Source organism: Amycolatopsis sp. NPDC051716 (assembly GCF_040681595.1).
Classification (GTDB): domain Bacteria; phylum Actinomycetota; class Actinomycetes; order Mycobacteriales; family Pseudonocardiaceae; genus Amycolatopsis.
In genome coordinates this window covers 217,990-231,901 of record NZ_JBFAZA010000005.1, presented here as the reverse complement: position 1 = coordinate 231,901, position 13,912 = coordinate 217,990, and the positions used below count along the sequence as shown (strand labels likewise).

At 67.6% G+C, this 13,912-nt stretch carries 25 protein-coding genes; all 25 read right to left on the bottom strand.

The genetic code is table 11. The annotated features are described in order from the left end of the window. Positions 1-14 precede the first annotated feature (14 nt). The 25 genes from AB0M30_RS08955 to rplP all read right to left on the bottom strand — a co-directional run bounded on the left by AB0M30_RS08955 (position 15) and on the right by rplP (position 13,911). Positions 15-1,085, bottom strand: coding sequence for a DNA-directed RNA polymerase subunit alpha (locus tag AB0M30_RS08955; protein WP_004558887.1), 1,071 nt, complete (start codon positions 1,083-1,085; stop codon positions 15-17). 106 nt (positions 1,086-1,191) lie between these two features. After that, the gene (gene rpsD / locus AB0M30_RS08950; RefSeq protein WP_013222624.1) at positions 1,192-1,797 is read right to left on the bottom strand and encodes a 30S ribosomal protein S4; all 606 of its coding nucleotides are present in this window, start codon (positions 1,795-1,797) and stop codon (positions 1,192-1,194) included. Positions 1,798-1,820: 23 nt separating this feature from the next. After that, a complete protein-coding gene (gene rpsK, locus AB0M30_RS08945) occupies positions 1,821-2,228 on the bottom strand; it encodes a 30S ribosomal protein S11 (protein ID WP_004558885.1) in 408 nt (135 codons plus the stop codon). A gap of 18 nt (positions 2,229-2,246) precedes the next feature. Beyond that, a complete protein-coding gene (locus AB0M30_RS08940; RefSeq protein ID WP_004558884.1) occupies positions 2,247-2,432 on the bottom strand; it encodes a hypothetical protein in 186 nt (61 codons plus the stop codon). Further along, positions 2,429-2,809: a 30S ribosomal protein S13 gene (rpsM, locus tag AB0M30_RS08935; RefSeq protein ID WP_034285908.1), complete on the bottom strand. Its 381-nt coding sequence runs from the start codon at positions 2,807-2,809 to the stop codon at positions 2,429-2,431. The genes AB0M30_RS08940 and rpsM overlap by 4 nt, the downstream gene beginning before the upstream one ends. Before the next feature lie 206 nt (positions 2,810-3,015). Then, the gene (gene rpmJ / locus AB0M30_RS08930) at positions 3,016-3,129 is read right to left on the bottom strand and encodes a 50S ribosomal protein L36 (protein WP_004558882.1); all 114 of its coding nucleotides are present in this window, start codon (positions 3,127-3,129) and stop codon (positions 3,016-3,018) included. Positions 3,130-3,162: 33 nt separating this feature from the next. After that, positions 3,163-3,384: a translation initiation factor IF-1 gene (gene infA / locus AB0M30_RS08925; protein WP_004558881.1), complete on the bottom strand. Its 222-nt coding sequence runs from the start codon at positions 3,382-3,384 to the stop codon at positions 3,163-3,165. Between the two features lie 269 nt (positions 3,385-3,653). Then, positions 3,654-4,430 carry a type I methionyl aminopeptidase gene (gene map / locus AB0M30_RS08920; protein WP_364581666.1) on the bottom strand — a complete coding sequence of 259 codons (777 nt, stop codon included), beginning with the start codon at positions 4,428-4,430 and terminating at the stop codon, positions 3,654-3,656. A 44-nt stretch (positions 4,431-4,474) separates the two neighbouring features. Then, the gene (locus AB0M30_RS08915) at positions 4,475-5,029 is read right to left on the bottom strand and encodes an adenylate kinase (RefSeq protein WP_103342420.1); all 555 of its coding nucleotides are present in this window, start codon (positions 5,027-5,029) and stop codon (positions 4,475-4,477) included. Next, entirely contained in the window at positions 5,026-6,333 is a 1,308-nt protein-coding gene (gene secY, locus AB0M30_RS08910) for a preprotein translocase subunit SecY (protein ID WP_364581663.1), read from the bottom strand. The genes AB0M30_RS08915 and secY overlap by 4 nt, the downstream gene beginning before the upstream one ends. 254 nt (positions 6,334-6,587) lie before the next feature. Beyond that, positions 6,588-7,178, bottom strand: coding sequence for a LysE family translocator (locus tag AB0M30_RS08905; RefSeq protein ID WP_364581884.1), 591 nt, complete (start codon positions 7,176-7,178; stop codon positions 6,588-6,590). Positions 7,179-7,221: 43 nt separating this feature from the next. Then, complete coding sequence (locus AB0M30_RS08900) at positions 7,222-8,061, bottom strand: hypothetical protein (protein ID WP_364581660.1); 840 nt, start codon at positions 8,059-8,061, stop codon at positions 7,222-7,224. Positions 8,062-8,682: 621 nt separating this feature from the next. After that, on the bottom strand, positions 8,683-9,129 hold the full coding sequence (gene rplO, locus AB0M30_RS08895) for a 50S ribosomal protein L15 (protein ID WP_103342417.1): 447 nt from the start codon (positions 9,127-9,129) through the stop codon (positions 8,683-8,685). Then, complete coding sequence (rpmD, locus tag AB0M30_RS08890) at positions 9,126-9,311, bottom strand: 50S ribosomal protein L30 (protein WP_013222615.1); 186 nt, start codon at positions 9,309-9,311, stop codon at positions 9,126-9,128. The genes rplO and rpmD overlap by 4 nt, the downstream gene beginning before the upstream one ends. A gap of 1 nt (position 9,312) precedes the next feature. Continuing rightward, a complete protein-coding gene (gene rpsE / locus AB0M30_RS08885; RefSeq protein WP_103342416.1) occupies positions 9,313-9,960 on the bottom strand; it encodes a 30S ribosomal protein S5 in 648 nt (215 codons plus the stop codon). Positions 9,961-9,994: 34 nt separating this feature from the next. Beyond that, on the bottom strand, positions 9,995-10,393 hold the full coding sequence (rplR, locus tag AB0M30_RS08880; protein WP_233226165.1) for a 50S ribosomal protein L18: 399 nt from the start codon (positions 10,391-10,393) through the stop codon (positions 9,995-9,997). 2 nt (positions 10,394-10,395) lie between these two features. Then, positions 10,396-10,935 carry a 50S ribosomal protein L6 gene (gene rplF, locus AB0M30_RS08875; protein WP_013222612.1) on the bottom strand — a complete coding sequence of 180 codons (540 nt, stop codon included), beginning with the start codon at positions 10,933-10,935 and terminating at the stop codon, positions 10,396-10,398. A 16-nt stretch (positions 10,936-10,951) separates the two neighbouring features. Further along, positions 10,952-11,350, bottom strand: coding sequence for a 30S ribosomal protein S8 (rpsH, locus tag AB0M30_RS08870; RefSeq protein WP_004558871.1), 399 nt, complete (start codon positions 11,348-11,350; stop codon positions 10,952-10,954). Positions 11,351-11,441: 91 nt separating this feature from the next. Continuing rightward, the gene (locus AB0M30_RS08865; protein WP_004558870.1) at positions 11,442-11,627 is read right to left on the bottom strand and encodes a type Z 30S ribosomal protein S14; all 186 of its coding nucleotides are present in this window, start codon (positions 11,625-11,627) and stop codon (positions 11,442-11,444) included. A 4-nt stretch (positions 11,628-11,631) separates the two neighbouring features. Next, positions 11,632-12,195, bottom strand: a complete 564-nt coding sequence (gene rplE, locus AB0M30_RS08860; protein ID WP_013222611.1) for a 50S ribosomal protein L5 — start codon at positions 12,193-12,195, stop codon at positions 11,632-11,634. Beyond that, the gene (gene rplX, locus AB0M30_RS08855) at positions 12,195-12,509 is read right to left on the bottom strand and encodes a 50S ribosomal protein L24 (protein ID WP_013222610.1); all 315 of its coding nucleotides are present in this window, start codon (positions 12,507-12,509) and stop codon (positions 12,195-12,197) included. The genes rplE and rplX overlap by 1 nt, the downstream gene beginning before the upstream one ends. Continuing rightward, the gene (gene rplN, locus AB0M30_RS08850; protein WP_004558867.1) at positions 12,509-12,877 is read right to left on the bottom strand and encodes a 50S ribosomal protein L14; all 369 of its coding nucleotides are present in this window, start codon (positions 12,875-12,877) and stop codon (positions 12,509-12,511) included. Before rplN ends, rplX begins: the two co-directional genes overlap by 1 nt. Positions 12,878-12,968: 91 nt before the next feature. Then, complete coding sequence (gene rpsQ / locus AB0M30_RS08845) at positions 12,969-13,247, bottom strand: 30S ribosomal protein S17 (RefSeq protein WP_364581655.1); 279 nt, start codon at positions 13,245-13,247, stop codon at positions 12,969-12,971. Then, positions 13,244-13,492, bottom strand: coding sequence for a 50S ribosomal protein L29 (gene rpmC, locus AB0M30_RS08840; protein WP_013222608.1), 249 nt, complete (start codon positions 13,490-13,492; stop codon positions 13,244-13,246). Before rpmC ends, rpsQ begins: the two co-directional genes overlap by 4 nt. Beyond that, on the bottom strand, positions 13,492-13,911 hold the full coding sequence (rplP, locus tag AB0M30_RS08835) for a 50S ribosomal protein L16 (RefSeq protein WP_004558864.1): 420 nt from the start codon (positions 13,909-13,911) through the stop codon (positions 13,492-13,494). Before rplP ends, rpmC begins: the two co-directional genes overlap by 1 nt. Position 13,912: the final 1 nt, after the last annotated feature.

Sequence of the window (13,912 nt, the reverse complement as noted above, 5' to 3'; positions counted from 1 at the left end):
CCAGGCACAGAGCCCTAGAGCTGCTCGGTCTCTGCGTAGTCCTGGCCATCGTCGTGGCCGTCCGAAATCCCGTCGGCGATGCCACCGACACCCTCCGACCAGCCTTCACCGTCGTAGCTGGCGGCAGCCGCGGTCGGGTCGAACCCGGGCGGGCTGTCCTTCAGCGCGAGGCCGAGGCCGACGAGCTTGAGCTTGACCTCGTCGATCGACTTGGCGCCGAAGTTGCGGATGTCGAGCAGGTCCGCCTCGCTGCGCGAGACGAGCTCGCCCACCGTGTGGATGCCTTCGCGCTTGAGGCAGTTGTACGACCGGACGGTGAGGTCCAGGTCCTCGATCGGCATCGCGTAGGCGGCGATGGTGTCCGCCTCCTGCGGCGACGGGCCGATCTCGATGCCCTCGGCGTCGACGTTCAGCTCGCGAGCGAGACCGAACAGCTCCACCAGCGTCTTGCCGGCCGACGCGACCGCGTCGCGCGGCGTGATCGACGGCTTGGTCTCGACGTCCAGGATCAGCTTGTCGAAGTCGGTGCGCTGCTCGACACGGGTGGCCTCGACCTTGTAGGTCACCTTGAGCACCGGCGAGTAGATCGAGTCGACCGGGATCCGGCCGATCTCCGCGCCCGCCTGCTTGTTCTGCAGGGCCGGAACGTAACCGCGGCCGCGCTCGACGACGAGCTCGATCTCGAGCTTGCCCTTGCCGTTCAGCGACGCGATGTGCAGATCCGGGTTGTGCACGGTGACACCCGCCGGCGGCACGATGTCGGCCGCCGTGACCTCACCCGGGCCCTGCTTGCGCAGGTACATGGTGACCGGCTCGTCCTCTTCCGAGGACACCACGAGCTCCTTGAGGTTCAGGATGATGTCGGTGACGTCTTCCTTCACCCCGGGAACGGTGGTGAACTCGTGCAGCACGCCGTCGATGCGGATGCTCGTCACTGCCGCGCCCGGGATGGACGACAGCAGCGTACGACGCAGCGAGTTGCCGAGCGTGTAGCCGAAGCCGGGCTCCAGCGGTTCGATGGTGAACCGGGAGCGGGTCTCGTTGACCGTCTCTTCGCCGAGAGCCGGCCGCTGGGAAATCAGCATTTCTTCCTAATTCCTTTCCAGACGACGCCCGCCATATGACGTCGAAGGGATGGCGCGGCGGCGGCGCACCTGTTGCGCCGCCGCCCGTACTCCAGCCGGGGCCGGACTACTTCGAGTAAAGCTCGACGATCAGCTGTTCCTGAACCGGAACGTCGATCTGCGCACGCTCCGGGAGCTGGTGGACCAGCACGCGGAGGTTGGACTGGACGACCTGCAGCCACGCCGGGATCGGGCGGTCGCCGAAGGACTCCTTGGCCACGACGAAGGGCAGCATCGAGAACGACTTCGGCCGCACGTCGATGATGTCCCACTTGGTGACCTGGTACGACGGGACGTTGACCTTGACGCCGTTGACCAGGAAGTGGCCGTGGCTCACCAGCTGACGCGCCTGACGGCGGGTGCGGGCGATGCCGGCGCGGTAGATCACGTTGTCCAGGCGGGACTCGAGGATCTGGAGCAGGTTCTCACCGGTCTTGCCCGGACGCCGGACGGCTTCCTTGTAGTACCGGACGAACTGACGCTCGAGAACGCCGTAGGTGTAGCGAGCCTTCTGCTTCTCCTGCGACTGCAGGAGGTACTCGGACTCCTTGATGCGCCCGCGGCCGTGCTGGCCCGGCGGGTAGGGGCGACGCTCGAAAGCCTGGTCGCCGCCGATGAGGTCAACCTTGAGGCGACGCGAAATACGCGTCGCGGGGCCGGTGTAACGAGCCATTTCTTCTTACTCCTCCCCGTTCCTCAGACCCGGCGCCGCTTGGGCGGGCGGCAGCCGTTGTGAGGCTGCGGGGTCACGTCCTGGATGGTGCCGACCTCGAGGCCGGCCGCCTGCAGCGAGCGGATCGCCGTCTCGCGGCCCGAACCCGGGCCCTTCACGAAGACGTCGACCTTCTTCATGCCGTGCTCGGCGGCCTTGCGGGCAGCGTTCTCGGCGGCCATCTGCGCGGCGAACGGGGTGGACTTGCGGGAGCCCTTGAAGCCCACGTGCCCACTCGACGCCCACGCGATCACGGCACCGGTCGGGTCCGTGATCGAGACGATGGTGTTGTTGAAGGTGCTCTTGATGTGCGCGTGACCGTGCGCGACATTCTTCTTTTCCTTGCGGCGGACCTTCTTGGCCCCGGCCGCAGTACGAGACTTCGGTGGCATGTTGTGAGGGATCTCCTGTTAGCGCGCGTTCTCTTGGTGAGCGGCGACCGCTTCGGCCTGTCCGCGCCGGATGATCGAACCGGCGTCGGTGTACAGGTTGCGGAGCGCCATCGGGCGGGCGTAGAGCGCCTTGGGCGAGACACAAGCCGAGCCGCGGCGGTGAACGCCACCCATCTGCACGACCTTCTTGCCCTGGACGCTCACTTCTTGCCAGCCTTCTTCTTGCCGGCGACCGTCTTCTTCGGACCCTTGCGGGTACGGGCGTTGGTCTTCGTGCGCTGACCACGGACGGGAAGTCCGCGGCGCCAGCGAAGGCCCTCGTAGCACCCGATCTCGATCTTCCGACGGATGTCGGCGTTCACCTCGCGGCGAAGGTCACCCTCGACCTTGAAGTTCTCTTCGATGTACACACGCAGCTTCGCGAGGTCGTCATCGCTGAGGTCTTTGACGCGGGTGTCCGCGTTGAGCTCGGCAGCCTTGATGAGCTGCTTCGAGCGGGTACGGCCGATGCCGTAGATGTAGGTAAGCGCGATCTCCAACCGCTTTTCGCGGGGGAGGTCTACGCCAGCGAGTCGTGCCATTGGCGTTGATGCTCCTTCTTCGGTTTCATCTTCAGGTCTGCTCCCCGTCCGGTTCCGGGACCGACTCGCCTGTCGTGCCCTCGGCTTGCGCTTCGGGTGTCCCGGCCCCGGCCTGAAGCCCGGGGGTGAACCGGTTCACTCGCGTGAACCGGCAGGTGCGGGGAGGTTGTGTAGCCGTCAATCCACTCTGGTCGAGTGCTTGGTGCTCAGCCCTGCCGCTGCTTGTGCCGCAGGTTCTCGCAGATCACCATGATCCGGCCGTGACGGCGGATCACCTTGCACTTGTCGCAGATCTTCTTGACGCTCGGCTGGACCTTCACGTCTTCTGCTCTCCTAGTAGCTGCTCTTCGTGATCACTTGTAGCGGTAGACGATGCGACCACGAGAGAGGTCGTAGGGCGAGAGCTCCACGACAACCCTGTCCTCGGGCAGGATGCGGATGTAGTGCTGCCGCATCTTGCCGCTGATGTGTGCCAGGACCTTGTGACCGTTCTCCAACTCGACGCGGAACATCGCGTTGGGGAGCGGCTCGACTACGCGGCCTTCGACCTCGATGGCCCCGTCTTTCTTCGCCATGTCCTCCGCATTTCCTTTGTCGACACTGTCTGTCGCTACAGTCTGTGACCAACCGGAGCACTAGTGCTGGTTGGGCGGTGCGTCGGCACACCGGTGCCCGAGTCCCAGTAGACCGTGAATTCACGAGCGCGCAGGATCCGGGCGCGATAAGTGCGCCGACTTGACAGTGTACGCAACACGTGTCGCGACCCCCAAACCGGGGGTGACCATGCTAAGGGCACGTGCAGGTGGACGTGATCGCGATCACCGCTTGTGGGTGAACGTGCAGGTCAGGCGTCTTCAGCCGCGGTGAGCACCCAGGGGCCGTCTTCGGTGATCGCGACGGTGTGTTCCCAGTGGGCCGCGCGGGAGCCGTCGGCCGTGACCACGGTCCAGCCGTCGTCCAGCTCGCGGGTCTCGCCGCCACCGCCGGTGAGCATCGGCTCGATCGCCAGCGCCATGCCGGGCTTCAGCCGCGGGCCCTTGCCGGGCTTGCCGACGTTGGGCAGGAACGGGTCCATGTGCATCTCGCGGCCGATGCCGTGGCCGCCGTACTCGACGATCATCCCGTACTCGATGCCGTCGTCGCGGCCCGCGCGCTCGGCGGCGGACTGCACGGCGTAGGAGATGTCGGTGAGGCGGCCACCGGCGGTGACCGCCTCGATCCCGGCCCACATCGCCGCCTCGGTCGCCGCGGACAGCGCGAGGTCGGCGTCGGAGACCTGGCCGATGGCCAGCGTCACGGCGGAGTCGCCGTGCCAGCCGTCGAGGATGGCGCCGCAGTCGACGGAGATGATGTCGCCGTCGGCCAGCACCTGGGTCTTCGCCGGGATGCCGTGGACGATCTGCTCGTTCACCGACGCGCAGATCGACGCCGGGAAACCGTGGTAGCCCTTGAACGACGGCACCGCGCCGGCGTCCCGGATCGTCTGCTCGGCCAGCTCGTCGAGCTCGGCGGTGCTGACGCCCGGCTTCGCCGCGGCGCGGACCGCCGCGAGCGTGCGGGCGACGACGAGGCCCGCGGCCCGCATCGCCTGCAGCTCGTCCGGCGTCTTGACTTCGATCATGCGCCCACGGCGGAGCACTTGCAGAACACGCAATCCTCCGAGGTTCACGTGCGGTCGCGCAGCGCTTTCAGCACCCGGCCGGAGATCTCCTCGACACTGCCGACACCGTCGACGGTCACCAGGATGTCGGCGTAGTACTCAAGCAGCGGCGCGGTGTCCGACACGTAGATCTGCTGACGGCGGCGGATGACTTCTTCGGTGTCGTCCGCGCGGCCGCGCGACATGAGCCGCCCGACGACGACGTCCTCCGGGACCTGCAGCTGGATCACCGCGTCGAGCGAAACATCCGCGTCGCCGAGGATCTCGCCGAGGACCTCGGCCTGCTTGGTGTTGCGGGGAAAGCCGTCGAGCAGGAAGCCGGCCTTGGCGTCCGGCTCGGCGAGCCGCTCGCGGACCATTTCGTTGGTCACCGAGTCGGGCACGAGCTCACCCGAGTCCAGGTAGCGCTTCGCCTCCTGGCCGAGCGGGGTCTCCTGGCCGACGTGCGCGCGGAACAGGTCACCGGTCGAGATGTGCGGGACACGCAGCTGCTCGGACAGGGCCACCGCCTGCGTGCCCTTGCCCGCGCCGGGCGGGCCCACGAGAACCAGGCGCGTCACTTCAAGAACCCTTCGTAGTTGCGCTGCATCAGCTGGCTCTCGATCTGCTTCACGGTGTCGAGACCGACACCGACCATGATCAGCACAGCGGTGCCGCCGAACGGGAAGTTCTGGTTGTTCCCGCTACCGGTCAACGACAGGAAGAAGTTCGGAAGGATCGCGATGATGCCCAGGTACAGCGAACCCGGCAGGGTGATCCGGCCGAGCACGAAGCTCAGGTACTCCGCCGTCGGGCGGCCCGGGCGGATGCCCGGGATGAACCCGCCGAACTTCTTCATCTCTTCCGCACGCTCGTCCACGTTGAACGTGATCGTGATGTAGAAGTACGTGAAGAAGATGATCAGGGCGAAGTACAGCGCGATGTGCACCCAGCTGGACTGGTTCACGACGTAGTTCTTGATGAACACCTGCCAGCCGGAGTTGGCGTTCTGGTCGCCGACGAGGCGGCTGATCAGGTCCGGCAGGTACAGCAGGGACGACGCGAAGATGACCGGGATGACACCGGCCTGGTTGACCTTGATCGGCAGGTAGGTCGACGTGCCGCCGTACATCCGGCGGCCGACCATGCGCTTGGCGTACTGCACCGGGATCCGGCGCTGCCCCTGCTCGACGAAGATGACGCTGGCGATGATCACCAGGCCGAAGACGCAGACGATCGCCAGCCCCACGCCACCGGCGTTGCTGAGGATGTTGCCGCCCTCGACCGGGATGCGCGCCGCGATGTTCAGGAAGATCAGGACGGACATGCCGTTGCCGACACCGCGCTCGGTGATCAGCTCGCCCAGCCACATCATGACGGCGGTGCCCGCGGTCATCGTGATGACGATGATGGCCAGCGAGTAGACGCTGTTGTCCGGGATGATCGGCGACTGGCAGTCGGGGAAGAGCTGCTTGCGGTCCGCGAGCGCGACCACGCCGGTGGCCTGCAGGATCGCCAGCGCGATCGTCAGGTACCGGGTGTACTGGGTCAGCTTGCCCTGGCCGGACTGCCCTTCCTTCTTCAGCTCCTCGAACCGCGGGATGACCACGGTGAGCAGCTGGATGATGATGCTCGCCGTGATGTACGGCATGATGCCGGTCGAGAAGAGCGACAGCTGCAGCAGCGCACCACCGCTGAACAGGTTCAGCAGCTGGTAGACGCCCTCCTGCTGCGCCTGGGAGCTACAGGCCTGTACGGCACCGTACGAGATGCCGGGCGCCGGAATGGTCGCACCGATTCGGTAAACCGCGACGATGGCTAGCGTGAACAGGATCTTCTTGCGTAGATCCGGCGTCGCGAGAGCCGAGCGGAAGGCGCTGAGCACGCGGGGGACCTCCTCGGCGTCGTCGGCTGTCCTAACCGACGATCGGCTTGGCCGGCACGGGGCCGGCAGGAACACACAGCACTACTGGCACGCAAGCCAGGAACGCTTCGGGGCACACTCGTCCCGAAGCGTGTCGCCGACTCTAACAGCTTCACAGGGCGTGTCCGCAGTCCGTGTGCGTTTTCCGTACCAAGGTTGCTCCGGCGGGTTGATCCACATCGCCGTCTTGGCCGGATTCCTTGACAGATTGCGGCTCAGGCGTTCGACATCGCGAGCGCGCCGGCCAGGCCGACGAGGACCACACCGGTGCCCCGATCGACGTTGCGCCGGGCCCGCCGGGAGAGCCTGATCGTCTTCACCGCGGCGCCGACGCCGACGTAGACCGAGCCGGCCAGGAACTCGGCCAGCAGGTAGCCCGCGCCCAGCAGGGCGAGCTGGCCCGGATATGACCCGTGACCTGCGTCGATGAACTGCGGTACGAAGGCGGTGAAGATCAGGATCGCCTTCGGGTTGGTGAGGGCGACACCGAACTCCTTGCGGGTGACGCGCCACGCCGTCGTGGGGGTGTCCGGCAGCTCTTTCGGGATGTTTTCGCCGCGGAAGGTGGACCGGAGCAGGCGGACGCCGAGGTAGAGCAGGTAGGCGGCGCCGGCCCATTTGATGATCGTCAACGCGGTCTCGGAGGCGGCCAGGAGCTGCCCGAGCCCGGCCGCGACAGCGGCGATCAACAGGGTGAAAGCGGCCAGCCGGCCGCCGAGCCCGGCGAGGCCGTGGCGAACACCGTGCGTCATGCCGTGATGGAGACCGAGCAGGTTGTTCGCCCCTGGCGTAAGGGCGACGAGCACGGAGGCGCCGAAGAAGACCCACACACCTCCACGGTAGCGGCGGTCAGGGCTGTTCGTCCTCCGGCGGCAGGACGGTGATGGCGACCCCCGACGGCGGCGTCGGGGTGTCGGCGTAGGCGAGCGCCGGATCGGCCCAGCCGGGCGGCTGCCGCCAGGGCAGGTACGCGACGACCGCGGCGGCCGCGGCCACGACGGTGCCGCCGATCAGCAGCCACATGCCCGGTCCGGTGGCGACCGTGACCTCGACCTCGCTGGATCGGGCGGACCACCCGAACCCGCTCGTGCCGGCGGTGCTGACCACACCGGCGGCGAAGACGGCCCCCGCGGCGATCAACCACCGGCCGAGCCGATGGCCCGGGCGGCTGAAGGTGAGGAGCGCGGCGGCGACCAGGACGACGACGGCGAAGAGGAGCGGGACGCCGACCGGGGCACCGGTCTGGTCGGTGACCCCCTGGCCCGGGACTTCGATGGTGTGGCCCCAGGAGGTCTCGGTGATGAGCATCTGGGCGTCCAGGTACTGCTGGCCGGCGCCGAAGTGTTCGCGGATCCGGAAGAGCGGCAGGAAGGCCCCGAGCAGGGTCATGACGGCCGCGACGACGGCGAGCACGGGCGGAGCGAACCGCAGGAAGGAAGCGGCGGCGGGAGCCGGCGGCTCGGCGGCGGGTCGGTCGGCGTACGGCGGTGGCGGCTGGGTGCTGCCGGGCACGGCCCCCGGGAGCTGAGCGACGGGGTACGGCAGCTCGGCGGGGTGGAAGGGCGGTCCGGGCGCCGGAGACGCGGCACCGTTGAACGGCGAGGGCTGGGATGGGGGCGCCACGTCCGCGGGCTGGAGTGCGGTCTGCGAGAGCGCTTCGGGCCGCGGGGCCTCCGCCGGGAAGCGCAACGGCTCAGCCTGCGGCGGCACATCAGCGGCCTGGAAAGCGCCCTCTGCCCGCGGAGCCTCGGCGGGAAAACGCAACGGCTCAGCCAGCGACGGCGCATCAGCAGCCTGGAAAGCCCCCTCCGCCCGCGGGGCCTCCGCGGGGAACCGCAACGGCTCCCCCAGCGGCGGCGCATCACCAGGCTGCAGAGCACCGGGCGAGGGCGCATCGGGCCCCGAAGCCTCGGCAGGGAACCGCAGCGGCGACACATCGGCAGGCTGGAAAGCCCCCTCAGCCCGCGGCGCCTCGGCAGGGAAGCGCAGCGGCTCAGCCAGCGGCGGCACCTCACCAGGCTGCAGAGCACCGGGCGAGGGCGCATCGGGCCCCGAAGCCTCCGCCGGGAACCGCAGCGGCTCGGCTTGAGGCGCGCCCGCTCCCGGTTCAGGGCCGGCGGGCCGCGGTGCTTCGACTGGGAAGCTCAGCGGCGACTCGGCGCCGTCGGGTTGTGCTGCGGGCTCCTGCGACGGTCTGTCCACCCCTTGATCCTCCGTCCGGATTCCCTTCCCGGCAAGGAACCGCCGTCAGGAGCAGACGGCGAAGGCCCGCCTGGCGTGAGCCAGACGGGCCTTCGAACGAGAACGAGCTCAGTTGGTGGTGGCGGAGCCACCGGCCGCTTCGAGCTTCTCCTTGGCCGAGCCGGAGAACGCGTCGGCGGTGATGTCCAGCTTGACGCCGTTGACATCGCCGTTGCCGAGCACCTTCACCAGCTTGCCCTTGCGGACCAGACCGCTCTGCGCGAGCTCCTCGGCGCCGATCTTGCCGCCGTCCGGGAAGACGCGGGCGATGTCGCCCACGTTCACCGGCTGGTACTCGGTGCGGAAGCGGTTCTTGAAGCCGCGAAGCTTCGGGAGCCGCATCTGGATGGGCATCTGCCCACCCTCGAACCGGGCCGGCACGTTCTTCCGGGCCTTGGTGCCCTTCGTACCGCGACCGGCCGTCTTGCCCTTCGAACCTTCACCACGACCGACGCGCATCTTCTCGCGCTTGGCGCCCGGAGCCGGACGCAGGTGGTGGATCTTGATGGCCGTCATGCCTGGACCTCCTCGACCTCCACCAGGTGGCGGACGGTGTGGATCAGGCCGCGCACCTGGGGGGTGTCATCACGCACGACGCTCTGGCGGATCTTGCGCAGCCCGAGGGTGCGCAGCGACTCGCGGTGAGCGTGCTTCGTGCCGATCTTGCTCTTGACCTGGGTGACCTTGAGCTGAGCCATGTCAGACCCCCTGGCCCGCACGCTGGCGCAGCATCCGGGCCGGCGCGACGTCCTCGAGCGGGAGACCGCGGCGAGCCGCGACCTCTTCGGGACGCTGCAGACCCTTCAGGGCCGCCACGGTCGCGTGCACGATGTTGATCGCGTTGTCGGAGCCGAGCGACTTCGACAGCACGTCGTGGACACCCGCGCACTCCAGCACGGCACGCACCGGGCCACCGGCGATGACGCCGGTACCGGCGGAAGCCGGGCGGAGCAGGACGACACCAGCGGCTTCCTCACCCGTGATCGGGTGGGGAATGGTGCCGCCGACGCGCGGAACGCGGAAGAAGTTCTTCTTCGCTTCCTCGACGCCCTTGGCGATGGCCGCGGGAACTTCCTTGGCCTTGCCGTAGCCGACGCCGACCTGACCGTCACCGTCACCGACGACGACGAGGGCGGTGAAGCTGAAGCGACGACCACCCTTGACGACCTTGGCGACGCGGTTGATCGTCACGACCTTCTCGAGGTGCGGGGTCTTGTCCTGGCCGGCCCCGCCACGGCCGCTGTCGCGCCGGTCCCGGCCGCCACCGCGACGGTCATTGCGGTCGTTGCCGCCCTGCCCGCCGGGTCCGCCCTGTCCGCCGCCGAATTGCCGTGTACGTCCCGGCATCAGGCTTTCCTTCCGTTAACAAGCTTCTGCATCGTCAGAACTCCAACCCCGCCTCACGGGCGGCGTCGGCGAGCGCGGCGATGCGGCCGTGGTAGGCGTTGCCCCCACGGTCGAACACCACAGCCGAGATCCCGGCGCTCTTGGCCCGCGCGGCGACGAGTTCCCCGACCTTGGCGGCCTTGGCCTTCTTGTCGCCGTCGACCGCCCGGACGTCCGCCTCGAGGGTGGACGCCGACGCCAGCGTGTGACCGGCGAGGTCGTCGATCACCTGCACGGCGATGTGCCGCGAGGACCGCTTGACGACCAGGCGCGGTCGCTGCTCGGTGCCCGAGACCTTCTTGCGGAGCCGGAAGTGCCGACGGGCCTTCGCGACGCGGCGGCGGGTCGAGATGTCCTTGCCCACCGGCTTGCGCTTCGTAGTCGTGTCGCTCATGATCACTTACCCGTCTTTCCGACCTTGCGGCGGATCTTCTCACCCTCGTAGCGCAGGCCCTTGCCCTTGTACGGGTCCGGGCGCCGCAGCTTGCGGATGACGGCCGAGATCTGGCCGACCTTCTGCTTGTCGATGCCCGAGACCGAGAACCGGGTGGGGGTCTCCACCTTGAAGGTGATGCCCTCCGGAGCCTCGATCTTGACCGGGTGCGAGTAACCGAGGGCGAACTCGAGGTCCGAACCCTTGGCCTGCACGCGGTAACCCACGCCGTGGATTTCCATCTTCTTCTCGTAGCCGGCGGTGACGCCGACGACGAGGTTGTTCACCAGCGTACGGGTGAGCCCGTGCAGCGCCTTGCTGGTGCGCTCGTCATCCGGGCGCTTGACCAGCAGCGTGCCGTCCTCGTCGCGCTCGACGGTGATCGGCTCGGCGACGGTGTGCTCGAGGGTGCCCTTGGGCCCCTTGACCTTGATCTGCTGACCGTCGATGGTCACCTCGACCCCGGAAGGGACGGCGACCGGCAGCTTTCCGATGCGTGACATGCCTGTTCCCCTTCCCTTACCAGACGTAGGCGAGGACTTCGCCGCCCACGCTGTTGCGCTTGGCCTGCCGGTCCGTCTGCAGGCCACCGGACGTCGAGATGATCGCGATGCCCAGGCCGCCGAGCACGGACGGCAGTTCGGTCGATTTTGCGTAGACCCGCAGACCCGGCTTGGAGACGCGCCGCAGGCCGGCGATGCTCCGCTCACGGTTGGGGCCGTACTTGAGCTCGACGACGAGGTTCTTGTGCTTCTCGCCCGGCTCGTCGTGGTAACCCGCGATGTAGCCCTCGCGCTTGAGGATCTCGGCGATGTTCGCCTTGAGCTTCGAGTGCGGGAGCTTGACCTCGTCGTGGTACGCCGAGTTCGCGTTACGCAGACGCGTCAAGAAGTCTGCGATGGGGTCGGTCATCGTCATGGTGACCTGTCAACCTTTCTCGCCCTGGTTCCCCGCCGCCCGGAACACGAGCGGCGGGGCCTGTGGCGAAGTGGAGTTTTTAAAGAAGCTCTTACCAGCTGGACTTGCGGACGCCGGGCAGCTCGCCCGCGTGCGCCATCTCGCGAAGGCAGATCCGGCAGAGCCCGAACTTGCGGAACACGGCGTGCGGACGGCCGCACCGCTGGCAGCGGGTGTAGGCGCGCACGGCGAACTTCGGCTTCTTCGCGGCCTTGTGGACCAGTGCTTTCTTGGCCATCGGCTCAGTTCTCCTTGAACGGGAAGCCGAGCTTGCGCAGCAGCGCCCGGCCCTCGTCGTCGTTCGTGGCGGTCGTGACGACGGTGACGTCCATGCCGCGGGGGCGGTCGATGGAGTCGGGGTCGATCTCGTGGAACATCGACTGCTCGTTGAGACCGAAGGTGTAGTTGCCGTGGCCGTCGAACTGCTTCGGCGAAAGCCCGCGGAAGTCGCGGATACGCGGCAGCGCGATGGTCAGCAGCCGGTCGAGGAACTCCCACATCCGGTCGCCGCGCAGCGTGACGCGCGCGCCGATCGGCTGGCCTTCACGCAGCTTGAACTGCGCGATGGACTTGCGGGCCTTCCGGACCTCCGGCTTCTGGCCGGTGATCAGCGCGAGGTCCTTGACCGCACCCTCGATCAGCTTGCTGTCGCGGGCGGCGTCGCCGACGCCCATGTTCACGACGACCTTCGTCACGCCCGGGATCTGGTGGACGTTGGCGAAGGAGAACTCAGCCTGCAGCTGGCCCTTGATTTCCTCGCGGTAGCGCACCTTGAGGCGCGGCGAGGTCTTCTCTGCGGTGGTCATCAGATGTCCTTACCGTTCCGGCGCGAGATCCGGACCTTCTTGCCGTCCTCGCCGATGCGGTAACCCACCCGGGCCGGCTTGCCGTCCGAGTCGACGACCATCACGTTCGAGACGTGGATGGGCGCCTCCTGCGTGACGATGCCGCCGGACTGCGCACCGCGCTGGGTCTGGCTGATCCGCGTGTGCTTCTTGATCCGGTTCACGCCCTCGACCAGCACGCGCTCGCGCTCCGGGTAAGCCTGGATGACCTTGCCCTTGGCGCCCTTGTCCTTGCCGGCGATGACGACGACCGTGTCGCCCTTCTTCACCTTCATCACAGCACCTCCGGCGCGAGCGAAATGATCTTCATGAACTTTCGGTCGCGCAGCTCGCGGCCCACCGGACCGAAGATGCGGGTGCCGCGGGGCTCGTTGTCGTTCTTGATGAGCACGGCGGCGTTCTCGTCGAACCGGATGTAGGAACCGTCCGGACGACGGCGCTCCTTGACCGTGCGGACGATGACGGCCTTGACGACGTCGCCCTTCTTCACCCCGGCAGCCGGGATGGCGTCCTTCACGGTGGCGACGATGATGTCGCCGATGCCGGCGTAGCGCCGCCCGGAGCCACCGAGAACGCGGATGCAGAGAATTTCCTTCGCACCCGTGTTGTCGGCTACCCGAAGCCGCGACTCCTGCTGGATCACGTCAACTCCTGTATGTCGCGCCGGTTCTCGCCCGCTTGTGAGGTTTCACAGTGGCGAGCCTTGCGGAACTAAAGACTCCGAAGAGCCCTGCTTACTTGGCCTTCTCCACGATCTTCACCAGGCGCCACCGCTTCGTCGCCGACAGCGGGCGGGTCTCCATCAGAAGGACCCGGTCACCCTGGCCCGCCTCGTTGTTCTCGTCGTGCACCTTCACCTTGGTGGTGGAGCGGACGACCTTCGAGTAACGGGGGTGCTTCTTGCGGTCTTCGAGCTCGACCACGATCGTCTTGTTCATCTTGTCCGAGACGACGTAGCCCTCGCGGACCTTACGGTCGTTCCGGGCCGGCGTCTCGGTGGTGGGCTCGCTCATGCGGCACCTTCACTCTCGGCGTCGGGGGCAACGGACAGGCCGAGTTCGCGCTCGCGCATGACCGTGTAGATCCGCGCGATGTCCGTGCGGACGGTGCGCAGACGGCGGTTGTTGTCGAGCTGCCCGGTCGCCATCTGGAAACGGAGGTTGAACAGCTCCTCCTTGTATTCCTTCAGACGCAGGACGAGCTCTTCCGCGGTGAGCTCACGCAGCTCCGATGCCTGTGCGGCACCTGCGTTAGCCATCAGAACTCACCACCTTCACGGGTCACGATGCGGCACTTCATGGGCAGCTTGTGGATCGCGCGGCGCAGCGCCTCGCGAGCCGTCTCCTCGTTCGGGAACGAGATCTCGAACATCACGCGGCCCGGCTTCACGTTGGCGATCCACCACTCGGGCGAACCCTTACCGGAACCCATCCGGGTTTCGGCCGGCTTCTTGGTCAGCGGGCGGTCCGGGTAGATCGTCGTCCACACCTTGCCACCACGCTTGATGTGACGGGTCATGGCGATACGAGCGGACTCGATCTGCCGGTTCGTCACGTAGCTGTGCTCAAGCGCCTGGATGCCGTACTCGCCGAAGCTGACCTTCGTGCCACCCTTGGCGGCGCCGTGGCGCTTCGGGGAGTGCTGCTTCCGGTGCTTGACCCTGCGCGGGATGAGCACG

What these genes read in the sequence shown, in the direction of transcription:
- AB0M30_RS08955 (WP_004558887.1), bottom strand. Translation starts at nt 1,085, where the DNA reads ATGCTGATTTCCCAGCGGCCGGCTCTCGGCGAAGAGACGGTCAACGAG.
- rpsD (WP_013222624.1), bottom strand. Translation starts at nt 1,797, where the DNA reads ATGGCTCGTTACACCGGCCCCGCGACGCGTATTTCGCGTCGCCTCAAG.
- rpsK (WP_004558885.1), bottom strand. Translation starts at nt 2,228, where the DNA reads ATGCCACCGAAGTCTCGTACTGCGGCCGGGGCCAAGAAGGTCCGCCGC.
- rpsM (WP_034285908.1), bottom strand. Translation starts at nt 2,809, where the DNA reads ATGGCACGACTCGCTGGCGTAGACCTCCCCCGCGAAAAGCGGTTGGAG.
- infA (WP_004558881.1), bottom strand. Translation starts at nt 3,384, where the DNA reads ATGGCGAAGAAAGACGGGGCCATCGAGGTCGAAGGCCGCGTAGTCGAG.
- map (WP_364581666.1), bottom strand. Translation starts at nt 4,430, where the DNA reads ATGATCGAAGTCAAGACGCCGGACGAGCTGCAGGCGATGCGGGCCGCG.
- rplO (WP_103342417.1), bottom strand. Translation starts at nt 9,129, where the DNA reads ATGACGGCCATCAAGATCCACCACCTGCGTCCGGCTCCGGGCGCCAAG.
- rpmD (WP_013222615.1), bottom strand. Translation starts at nt 9,311, where the DNA reads ATGGCTCAGCTCAAGGTCACCCAGGTCAAGAGCAAGATCGGCACGAAG.
- rpsE (WP_103342416.1), bottom strand. Translation starts at nt 9,960, where the DNA reads ATGCCGGGACGTACACGGCAATTCGGCGGCGGACAGGGCGGACCCGGC.
- rplR (WP_233226165.1), bottom strand. Translation starts at nt 10,393, where the DNA reads ATGAGCGACACGACTACGAAGCGCAAGCCGGTGGGCAAGGACATCTCG.
- rplF (WP_013222612.1), bottom strand. Translation starts at nt 10,935, where the DNA reads ATGTCACGCATCGGAAAGCTGCCGGTCGCCGTCCCTTCCGGGGTCGAG.
- rpsH (WP_004558871.1), bottom strand. Translation starts at nt 11,350, where the DNA reads ATGACGATGACCGACCCCATCGCAGACTTCTTGACGCGTCTGCGTAAC.
- AB0M30_RS08865 (WP_004558870.1), bottom strand. Translation starts at nt 11,627, where the DNA reads ATGGCCAAGAAAGCACTGGTCCACAAGGCCGCGAAGAAGCCGAAGTTC.
- rplE (WP_013222611.1), bottom strand. Translation starts at nt 12,195, where the DNA reads ATGACCACCGCAGAGAAGACCTCGCCGCGCCTCAAGGTGCGCTACCGC.
- rplX (WP_013222610.1), bottom strand. Translation starts at nt 12,509, where the DNA reads ATGAAGGTGAAGAAGGGCGACACGGTCGTCGTCATCGCCGGCAAGGAC.
- rpsQ (WP_364581655.1), bottom strand. Translation starts at nt 13,247, where the DNA reads ATGAGCGAGCCCACCACCGAGACGCCGGCCCGGAACGACCGTAAGGTC.
- rpmC (WP_013222608.1), bottom strand. Translation starts at nt 13,492, where the DNA reads ATGGCTAACGCAGGTGCCGCACAGGCATCGGAGCTGCGTGAGCTCACC.